Origin of the sequence: Microbacterium sp. A20 (assembly GCF_004794515.1) — a bacterium.
GTDB lineage: Bacteria > Actinomycetota > Actinomycetes > Actinomycetales > Microbacteriaceae > Microbacterium.
In genome coordinates this window covers 1-9,636 of sequence record NZ_SSDF01000040.1, presented here as the reverse complement: position 1 = coordinate 9,636, position 9,636 = coordinate 1, and the positions used below count along the sequence as shown (strand labels likewise).

General features: G+C 67.5%; 13 protein-coding genes. 4 read left to right on the top strand and 9 right to left on the bottom strand.

All coding sequences use genetic code 11. From position 1 onward, the window contains the following. The first annotated feature begins 205 nt into the window (after positions 1-205). The 4 genes from DW298_RS02500 (at position 206) to DW298_RS02485 (ending at position 2,271) form a co-directional block, all read left to right on the top strand. Positions 206-394, top strand: coding sequence for a hypothetical protein (locus DW298_RS02500; RefSeq protein WP_136040936.1), 189 nt, complete (start codon positions 206-208; stop codon positions 392-394). Positions 395-431: 37 nt separating this feature from the next. Next, positions 432-890, top strand: coding sequence for a hypothetical protein (locus DW298_RS02495; RefSeq protein ID WP_136040935.1), 459 nt, complete (start codon positions 432-434; stop codon positions 888-890). Between the two features lie 102 nt (positions 891-992). Beyond that, positions 993-1,580, top strand: a complete 588-nt coding sequence (locus tag DW298_RS02490; protein WP_136040934.1) for a DUF305 domain-containing protein — start codon at positions 993-995, stop codon at positions 1,578-1,580. A gap of 124 nt (positions 1,581-1,704) precedes the next feature. After that, positions 1,705-2,271, top strand: coding sequence for a CueP family metal-binding protein (locus DW298_RS02485; protein WP_240744990.1), 567 nt, complete (start codon positions 1,705-1,707; stop codon positions 2,269-2,271). A gap of 113 nt (positions 2,272-2,384) precedes the next feature. Here DW298_RS02485 and DW298_RS02480 read toward each other — a convergent pair whose 3' ends face one another. The 9 genes from DW298_RS02480 to obgE all read right to left on the bottom strand — a co-directional run bounded on the left by DW298_RS02480 (position 2,385) and on the right by obgE (position 9,507). After that, on the bottom strand, positions 2,385-2,669 hold the full coding sequence (locus tag DW298_RS02480) for a hypothetical protein (protein ID WP_136040932.1): 285 nt from the start codon (positions 2,667-2,669) through the stop codon (positions 2,385-2,387). Between the two features lie 96 nt (positions 2,670-2,765). Beyond that, positions 2,766-3,455: an SDR family oxidoreductase gene (locus DW298_RS02475; protein ID WP_136040931.1), complete on the bottom strand. Its 690-nt coding sequence runs from the start codon at positions 3,453-3,455 to the stop codon at positions 2,766-2,768. Position 3,456: 1 nt separating this feature from the next. Continuing rightward, positions 3,457-3,837 (bottom strand): ribosome silencing factor, encoded by a 381-nt coding sequence (gene rsfS, locus DW298_RS02470; protein WP_091037033.1) that lies wholly within the window; start codon positions 3,835-3,837, stop codon positions 3,457-3,459. Beyond that, complete coding sequence (locus DW298_RS02465; protein ID WP_136040930.1) at positions 3,837-5,063, bottom strand: hypothetical protein; 1,227 nt, start codon at positions 5,061-5,063, stop codon at positions 3,837-3,839. Before DW298_RS02465 ends, rsfS begins: the two co-directional genes overlap by 1 nt. Next, positions 5,060-5,665, bottom strand: coding sequence for a nicotinate-nucleotide adenylyltransferase (gene nadD, locus DW298_RS02460; RefSeq protein WP_136040929.1), 606 nt, complete (start codon positions 5,663-5,665; stop codon positions 5,060-5,062). Before nadD ends, DW298_RS02465 begins: the two co-directional genes overlap by 4 nt. A gap of 6 nt (positions 5,666-5,671) precedes the next feature. Further along, positions 5,672-5,896 carry a hypothetical protein gene (locus DW298_RS02455; protein ID WP_029261671.1) on the bottom strand — a complete coding sequence of 75 codons (225 nt, stop codon included), beginning with the start codon at positions 5,894-5,896 and terminating at the stop codon, positions 5,672-5,674. A gap of 66 nt (positions 5,897-5,962) precedes the next feature. Beyond that, a complete protein-coding gene (locus tag DW298_RS02450; RefSeq protein ID WP_136040928.1) occupies positions 5,963-7,216 on the bottom strand; it encodes a glutamate-5-semialdehyde dehydrogenase in 1,254 nt (417 codons plus the stop codon). A 9-nt stretch (positions 7,217-7,225) separates the two neighbouring features. Beyond that, complete coding sequence (proB, locus tag DW298_RS02445) at positions 7,226-8,011, bottom strand: glutamate 5-kinase (RefSeq protein ID WP_136040927.1); 786 nt, start codon at positions 8,009-8,011, stop codon at positions 7,226-7,228. Then, positions 8,008-9,507, bottom strand: a complete 1,500-nt coding sequence (obgE, locus tag DW298_RS02440) for a GTPase ObgE (protein ID WP_136040926.1) — start codon at positions 9,505-9,507, stop codon at positions 8,008-8,010. Before obgE ends, proB begins: the two co-directional genes overlap by 4 nt. Between the last annotated feature and the right edge of the window lie 129 nt (positions 9,508-9,636).

Here is a 9,636-nt window from a genome sequence, read left to right as displayed (position 1 = left end):
GGGGTTCGAGTCCCCTCAGGTCCACAACGAAACCCGCGAGAGATCGCGGGTTTTCTTGTCTCCGGAGCCTTCTGAGACGGAGACGATCACACGCAGCCGCGCGGAGCGACACCATCGCTAGCGTGCGACTTGACGGGCGTCAAGCCGGTTCAGTCCGCATGTTGCGGGTTCTAGCGTGAACGCACCTCGACGAAAGGATGCGATCATGTCGAACCCCATCATTCCTCCGGTGCCTCCGGTCCCCCACGACGACGACGCGGCCGGTGTACCCACCAGAGATCTCGACGGCGAGCAAGTCCTCGATCCGGACGCCGATGACGCGCTCGTCGACAGCGCGGAGGCCGATCGCATCGCTGCGGGAGCGGACGAGGACGGCGACGCCACCGCCGTCTGAGCGGATCTGGCCGCACCACCCCGCTTAGACTTGCTGCATGGCACCGGTGGCGGCGACGCGGTCCGGAAGGAGCTCATCGAGCATCTTCCGGGGTGTGCTGTCAGGCGTGCTACTCGTCGCCGCGCTCATCGTCGGACTGGTGGGCATGCACACTCTGAATCTGCACGGGACCGCAGCGGCCGACTCACCGGCTGCGGTGATGATGACTGCAGTCGAGTCCGCCTCGGCGCACCACGGCACGGCCCAGGGGCACCTCTCCGGAAACCCCACAGGGGCGGCCGAGATGTCCTGCGCCGGTTGCAGCAGCGATGATCACACCGGTGCGGCGATGATGTGCGTGCTCGCCCTTCTGCTCGTGCTCGTCCTCCTCATCGCGCCCGGAATGCTCCGCAACCGGTCGGGAATACTGCTCCAGTCGCCCCTCATCGAGATCCTCACGGCACGGTTCCTCCCCCGCGCACCCTCGCTTCACGTTCTCTGCATCAGTCGCACCTGAGCAGCTGTCGAGCCCGCGCTCTCGCGCCCGGCTCCACACTTCTCACACTCGCGCGCCGCCGCCCGGCGTGTGCGCAACGACTTTGCGTATTGGAGAACACCCATGAAGATTCGTGCTGCGGCCGCAACCGCGCTCGCCCTCTCTGCCGTCCTGCTGCTGTCCGGCTGTGCGACCGGCACCGATGCCGGATCCATGTCCGGCATGGACCACGGCTCGTCGCCGTCCGCCGGCGTCGATGATGCCGACGTCATGTTCGCGTCGATGATGATCGTCCACCACGAGCAGGCCATCGAGATGAGCGACGTCGTGCTCGCCGCGAGCGGGATCGATCCCGCGGTGACCGAGCTCGCCCAGCGGATCAAGGCCGCTCAGGGACCGGAGATCGAACAGCTCGAAGACTGGTTGGACGAATGGGGCGTCAGCTCCGATGACCGCGACGCGAGTGGGATGGACCACGGCGACGGAATGATGAGCGCGGAGGACCTCGTCGCTCTGCGGGACGCGGACGGGCCGGAGGCCTCCCGGCTGTTCCTCGAGCAGATGATCATGCACCACGAGGGGGCCGTCGAGATGGCGCAGACGCAGGTCGACGAGGGAAGCGACCCGGAGGCGGTCGAGCTCGCCCAGGCGATCATCGACGCGCAGACGGAGGAGATCCAGGAGATGACGGACCTCCTCGCCGCTCTCTGACACGTTTTCAGGGGCCGGTGCCGGCACATCGCGCCCGGTACCGGCCCCACTCCGCATGAAGGACCACACCATGAATCAAGACACGCCCGCCCTTTTCATATCGCCTCGACGCAAGCTTCTCTCAGTGCTCGCCACGCTGGCCGTCGCCGGCATCGCCCTGGCCGGATGCACCGCGCCCGCGGCGGACGCCGACCCGTCAACCGCGACGGCGCAGAAGATCCTCGCATCACATGATCTCGCCCGACTCGACGTCGAAGAGGTCATCGAACGACTCGACACGATGCCCGTCGCGGACCGACCGGATGCTCTGATCGCATCGGTGCAACCCGATGCTCTCATGCTCCGCGAAGAGAGCGGCCGGGAAGGCCGACTGCCGATGCCCCGAGATTCGGTGTACCTCTCGATCGCACCGTTCCGCGAACAGACGCACGAGTGCCACTTCCACAGCCTCACGACGTGCCTCGGTGAGCTCTCCGACCCCGATGTCCGGGTCATCGTGACCGCGGAAGACGGAACAAAACTCGTCGACGAGACCCGGCCCACTGCGGACAACGGCTTCATCGGCATCTGGGTGCCTCGGGACATCGAGGCGACGCTGACCGTCGAGAGCGAGGGTCTCACGGGGTCAGTGCCGCTCTCGACCACGTCGCCGGATGATCGGACCTGCATCACCGATCTGCGGCTGCTCTGAGCGGAAGCTGCTCTGACCGGCGACTGCGCTTCGGGGGGCCGCCCTAGCGCGAACGCCAAAGCGCACCTCCTCGATCATCGAGGGGTGCGCTTCGGTGTGTGACAGCGGGAAGGTCAGGTGGCCATCAGGGGCGGCCGGTGGGGAATGGCGATCGGACGGGTCGCCCGGCTCGAATCACGCATCCGCTCGACATCCTCGAGCACCTCGAATGCGGTCCCGTAACGGGTGGCGAGGGGCAGATCGCGAAGCCACGTCACTTCGACCTCGGTCTCGGCGAGCTCGTAGACGCAGGCGACCACATGACGCGGATCGTTCGGCGAGTACCGAAGGTCGTTGATCACCCATTCCGACGCGGTGATGCGATTCAACATGAAGCGCGGGTCGGGGAGTTCAGACATGTGGGGGCCCTCCAGGACTCTCTCAAGAAGAGCCTGCGCCATCCGCTCTCCCGAAAGAAGCCCCTTGACATCCCCCGCGGAGGATGCCGGGACGACTCAGCGTCCTGGACGCACCGTCAGATCGGTGATCTCCGCGTCACGCGGAAGGTCGAGCGCCGTGAGGATTGTCGTGACGACCGCCTCCGGTGTGGCGAAGCGGTCCGGGTCGTACGCCTGCCCCTCCTGCTGGTGCACGCGCTCCTGCATCGGTGTCGCCGTGCGACCCGGGTAGATCGAAGTCACGCGAACTCCGTGCGCGGCCTCCTCGGCGCGCAGCGCATCGGCCAGCGCCCTGAGACCGTGCTTGGACGCGGCATACGCCGACCATCCGGCGTTGGCGCGCAAGCCTGCGCCGGAATTCACGAACAAGACCTGCCCCTGAGACACGCGCAGCACAGGAAGGAGGAGCCTCGTGAGCTCGGCCGGAGCGACGAGGTTGACGGCGAGCTGCTGCTCCCACAGAGCGGCCGTGAGATCAGCGACGTCGCCGAGGTCGACGACACCGGCGACATGCACCAGCGAGTCGATGCGCTCGGGGAGCTGCTGCTTCGAGAGCGCCCACGACAGGCGTCCCGGCTGAGCGAGGTCGCCGACGATGACGGACGCACCGGGAAGGTCCGCTGCGATCTGCCGGGCGCGACCCGCATCGCGAGCCAGCGCCACGACCGCATCGCCACGGTCCAACAACCGTCGGGCGAGAACAGACCCGATGCCGGAGCCCGCACCGGTGATCAGGTGCGTGCTCATGTCAGCTGGCGTCTGCGGCGGGTTCAGCCACGTCGATAGGAACGACCGGGCAGTCCTTCCAGAGGCGCTCGAGTCCGTAGTAGACGCGCTCCTCCTGGTGGAAGACGTGCACGATCAGATCGCCGAAGTCGAGCAGCACCCAGCGAGCCTCGGCCCGCCCCTCGCGACGCACGCGCTTGTGCCCCGACTCGATCAGTCGGTCTTCGATCTCGTCGGCGATCGCGGCGACGTTGCGCTCGCTGTTTCCCGTGACGAGCAGGAAGATGTCGACGAGCGGGAGTGGCTCGGAGACGTTGAGCGCGACGAGATCCTCTCCACCCTTGTCGATGGCGGCTTGGGCTGCGAGACGCAGCATCTCTTCGGCAGTTTCAGGTGATTGCATCAGATCATTTTCGTGGTGAAGGCGATGACGAGAACGACGCCGATCGCGAGGGCGAGTCCGCCGGCGATGATGGCGAGCGTGACCATCAGTCGGTTCCCCTTCTCGGGGGCCGGAGGCCGGATGACTTCTCCGGCTGGTTTGATGGTGCTGACGGCCGAGCTCGCGGCGATCGGCGTCGGCGAGGATGCGGGGGGCAGCTCGCCATCGATGAGGACGGCGTCGACGTCCTTGCCATCCGTGGTCCCGAGCGCGTGGCCCTGTGAGCCCATCCCCTGCGGCAGCTCATAGGAGCCGGTGACGAGGATCTCTCCGGTGGACGCGACCGGGCCCGAGAGGGAACCCTCTCCCGGCGAGGGGGTGAAGATCAGCGCGTTGGGAGCGGAATGCTGGGAGCCGGTCGAATCTCCCACGCCGATCAACTCGTCGAAGGACGGACGGAAGGGTGCGTGGGCGTCGGGGGCGTCTGCGAGAAGCCCCTCGCCGAAGGACGAGTTGACGGTCGGACGAACGGTGTCGTCGTCATCGTGGTCTTCCTCGGCATCGTGCACGTCGGCGAGGACATCGTCGTCTGCGGCCGCATCGCCCGCGTCGGCGGGAAGGCCCAGGACAGCCTCGAGGTCTTCTTCGCCGTCGGTCGCTTCAGCGGAGGGCTCGACCGCTTCGAGTGGGACCTCGCCGACCGTGTCGGCGACGACGGATGCACTGACGGGTGCGACGGCGACCTCGTCATCCACATCGTCGTCATCATCATCACCGGCGTCGACCGTCCGAGGGAAGTCCGGGATCCCGGAGACGATCTCGCCGGAACCCTCTGCAGGAGCCTCTGGCGCGGCCTTCGCGGGAGCTTCCTCCTGCTTCGGCGCCTCATCGGGCTGCTCGGCGGGTGATACAGCAGGCTCTTCGACCTGCTCGACGGCCGACGCCGCCTCCGCCTCGTCGGCGCCGATCACAGAGACGGAACCGGTGCGGGCCTTCTCCTGCTCGCGAACCTGACGACGGGTCAGCGGTGCATCGCCGTTCGCCTCTTCGGCCACGGGAACCGGCAGCGGTGCCGGCTCGATCTCGACGGGTTCGGCGGCACGTGGAAGCGGGGGCGCTGGCGGCGCCTTCTCGGCTGCCGCGGCTGCCTCCTCGCTGGAGATCACAGGGTTAGATCCCGTCAACCGGATCTCCCGCAGCTGCTTGCGCGTCAGCGGACCGTGCCCTTGCTGATCCGATGTACTCATGCCTTGCTCCGATACAGATGATGCTTCGCGATGTACTGAACGACCCCATCGGGGACCAGGTACCAGACCGGCTGATCGTCACGAACCCGCTCGCGGCAGTCCGTCGACGAGATCGACAGCGCCGGCACCTCCAGTTGGCTCACGTTGTCGCTCGGGAGGCCGTCTGTGCTCAGGACATGTCCAGGACGTGAGACCGCGACGAAGTGGGCCAATTCCCACAACTCATCATGGTCCCTCCAACTGAGAATTTGCGCCACGGCGTCGGCTCCGGTGATGAAGAAGAGCTCAGCGTCGGGTCGATCCCGTTTCAGGTCACGCAGCGTGTCGATCGTGTAGGTCGGGCCTTCGCGATCGATGTCGACCCGACTCACCGTGAACTGCGGATTCGAGGCGGTCGCGATGACGGTCATCAGATAGCGATGCTCGCTCGGTGAGACGCCCGACTTCTGCCACGGATGTCCGGTCGGCACGAAGACGACCTCGTCGAGGTCGAAGGAGTTCGCGACTTCGCTGGCTGCGACGAGGTGGCCGTGATGGATGGGGTCGAATGTTCCGCCCATCACGCCGATGCGCGGGGGGCGCGTGGTCGCAGCGTCGTTCATGCGGGCCTAGTGGCCGTGTCCCGCCTCGTGGCCGTCCTTGCCGTGCTGCGCGGCCCAGGCCTCAGCCTTCGCCGAGTGACGGTTGGCGACGTTCTTGTAAGAGAACGTCACGAGGCCGAGCGCGCCGAACACGATCGCGGCGATGACCCCGAAGATCAGCGTCTCGAGCGCGACGTTGCCGTGGTGCTCGGTTTCGGCAGCGGCCATCGCGATCTGTGCGACGAGGTTCATCCTGGCTCCGTTTCGTGGCGTGCTGTTCGGGATCCTGTGGGGTTACAGCGTCCCCCAGTCTAGCCCTCAGCCGCGCGTCTGCCCCGACCCACGCGCGAGCCATTTCGTGCTGGTCAGCTCGGAGAGCCCCATCGGACCCCGCGCATGCAGCTTCTGGGTCGAGATGCCGACCTCTGCGCCGAACCCGAACTCACCTCCGTCGGTGAATCGCGTGGATGCGTTCACCATGACGACGGCTGAGTCCACCTCGGCGAGAAAGCGCTCGGAACTGCGCGTGTCCGTGGTGATGATCGACTCGGTGTGTCCCGTGCTGTAGCGCCGGATGTGCGCGAGGGCCTCATCGAGCGAGTCGACGACCTTCATCGCGATGTCCAGGCTCAGGTATTCGGTCTCCCAGTCCTCCTGGGTGGCGGGAATCACGTTCGACATGAGCCCGACGACCATGTCATCGCCGTGGATCGCGACGCCCTCGCTCTGGAGAGCACTGGCCACCAGAGGCACGAGCCGCGGCGCCGCCTGACGATGCACGAGGACCGTCTCGACCGCGTTGCACACGCTCGGACGCTGCACCTTGGCGTTCACGACGATGTCACGAGCCCAGTCGTCGGGAGCGGTCTCGTCGAGGAAGATGTGGACGTTGCCGGCCCCGGTCTCGATGACCGGCACGGTCGACTCCGTCACCACGGTCTCGATGAGGCCCGCACTCCCCCGCGGGATCAGGACGTCGATGAAACCGCGACCGTGCATGAGCGCCTTCGCACCGTCGCGCCCGAAATCGTCGACGGTCTGGATCGCTTCCGCCGTGAGGCCGGCGCTCTCGACCGCCGTACGCATGATCTCCACGAGCACGGCATTGGAGTCGCGAGCGGCGCTGCCGCCTCGCAGGACCACGGCATTGCCCGATCGCAGCGCGAGTGCGGCGATGTCGACGGTGACGTTGGGCCGAGCCTCGTAGATCGCGCCGACCACGCCGAAGGGCACCCGCACCTGCTCGAGCGCCACGCCGTTGGGCATCCGATGACCGCCGACCACACGCCCGACGGGATCGGGAAGCGCGGCGACCTCGCGGACGGAGGAGGCCAGAGCCGCCACCCGCTTCTCGTCGAGCCGCAGTCGATCGATCAGGGACTCGCCGATGCCCTCCTGCTGCCCGCGAGCGATGTCGCGACCGTTCGCCTCGATGATGCGCGGTGCGTCCGCCAGGAGCGCGACAGCGATCGCTTCGAGCACGCGAGCCTTGGCATCGCTGGTCAGGGCTGCGCTCGCGCGGGAGGCCTCTTTGGCGCGCTCGAGGCGCGCCTGCGGGGTCTGGTCGGTCATCCGTCCAGTTTATGAGCTGGCGGGTTCGAACCAGGTCCCTATTTCGGCACCGGAGAGCGCCTTGTCCACCAGATCTGCGCTGGTGACGAGCACGCCGATGCCGGATGCCGCAGCCAGTCGCGCCGCCGAGACCTTGGTGGCCGCCCCGCCGGTGCCGACGCTGTTGACCACGGTCGAACCGAACTCGAGCCCGGCGAGATCGGCGTCGTGCGCGACGATGTCGATGGGCTCCGCCCCCGGGTCTGTCGGCGGCTTCGTGTACAGCGACTCGATGTCGCTGAGGAGGATGAGCGCGTCAGCCTCGATCAGCTGCGCGACCAGGGCGCCGAGGCGGTCGTTGTCTCCGAACCGGATCTCCTGCGTCGCGACCGTGTCGTTCTCGTTGACGATCGGCAGAGTCCGCAGGCCCAGGAGCCGCTCCATCGCGCGACGGGCGTTGGAACGAGACGTGGGGTTCTCCAGGTCGCCTGTGGTGAGGAGGACCTGGCCGGCGACGATGTCGAACGGGCGAAGCGACTCCTGATACCGGTACATGAGGATGTTCTGCCCCACGGCCGCGGCCGCCTGCTGGGTGGCGAGGTCGTTCGGCCGGGAGTCCAGACGCAGGAACGGGATCCCGGAGGCGATCGCGCCGGAAGAGACCAACACGACCTCTGTCCCGCGTGCGTGCGCCGCGGCGAGGGCCTCGACGATCACGGGGATGCGCCACGAGGACTCCCCGCTGATCGAGGACGAGCCGACCTTGACGACGATGCGTGACGCGGCCGCCAGATCAGCGCGCGTGCGTGCGGTCACTCGCCATCCTCGCGGTACGCGGCCAGGCGCTGGGTCTCCACCTCGGCGCGCGCTTCAGCCTTGGCGTCCATGCGCTCGTAGTACTGCTCGCGTCGCTCCGACGTCGTACGGCGCGCGTTGGGTGCGAGACGGGGGTCGGTGCCGCGCGGCGCGCTCATGAGCTCCGCCGCCGAGGTCATCGTGGGCTCCCAGTCGAAGACGATGCTGTCGCCCTCGCCGATCACGACGGTCGATCCCTGCACCGCACCGAGGCGGAAGAGCTCATCCTCGACGCCGAGCTTCTCGAGGCGATCCGCGAGGTAGCCCACGGCTTCCTCGTTCTGGAAATCGGTCTGCTGAACCCAGCGCACCGGCTTCTCGCCCAGGATCCGGTAGACGTTGCCGTAGGTTCCACCCTCGACGCGGATGGTGAAGCCCTTCTTGGAGCCGCGCGGGCGGATGACGACCCGCTCCGGCGGGGTCTCCAGCGCTGCTTCGGCGCGAGCCTTCTCGACGAGCTCGCCGAGCGCGAACGTGAGCGGACGCAGGCCCTCGTGCGAGACCGTGGAGATCTCGAACACACGGAAACCGCGCGCCTCGAGGTCGGGACGGACCAGCTCGGCGAGATCGCGCGCCTCTGGTACGTCGATCTTGTTCAGGGCGACGAACTGCGGGCGCTCGAGCAGCGGAGTCTGCCCCTCGGGCACCTCGTAGGCGCCGAGCTCTGCGAGGATCACGTCGAGGTCGGAGATCGGGTCGCGCCCGGGCTCGAGCGTGGCGCAGTCGAGCACGTGCAGCAGAGCCGAGCAGCGCTCGACATGGCGGAGGAACTCGAGTCCGAGGCCGCGGCCCTCGCTCGCGCCCTCGATGAGGCCGGGCACGTCGGCCACCGTGTAGCGGAAATCTCCCACCTGCACGACACCCAGGTTGGGGTGCAGAGTGGTGAACGGGTAGTCGGCGATCTTGGGTCGCGCGGCCGAGATCGCACCGATCAGGCTCGACTTGCCCGCGGACGGGTAGCCGACGAGCGCGATGTCGGCGACGGTCTTCAGCTCGAGGACGACGTCGCCCTCGTATCCCGGCGTGCCCAGCAGTGCGAAGCCGGGAGCCTTGCGCTTCGGGGTGGCGAGAGCCGCGTTGCCGAGCCCGCCCATCCCGCCCTTGGCGACGACGAACCGCTCGCCGGGGATGATCATGTCGATCAGGACCTCGCCCGCGGTGTTCTTCACCACGGTGCCCACGGGAACCGGCAGTTCGAGCGTCTCACCGAGGAAACCGGAGCGGTGGTCGCCCATGCCCGGACCGCCATTGCCCGAGGAGCGGTGCGGCGAGTGGTGGTACGAGAGCAGCGTGCCGGTCTGCGGGTCGGCGACGAGCACGATGTCGCCGCCGTCGCCGCCGTTTCCTCCGTCGGGGCCGCCGAGGGGCTTGAACTTCTCGCGGTGCACGGAGACGCAGCCGCCGCCGCCCTTACCCGCACGCAAGTGCAGTGTGACGGTGTCGACGAACGTGACCATGTGCGGGTTCCCCTGGGTTCCTGTTTTATGACGGTGTGCAGATACACGGACGGGGCGAGCCGAAGCCCGCCCCGAACCGGATGATTAGTGTCGCGCTGAGATCACTCAGCTGCAGCGACGATGTTGACG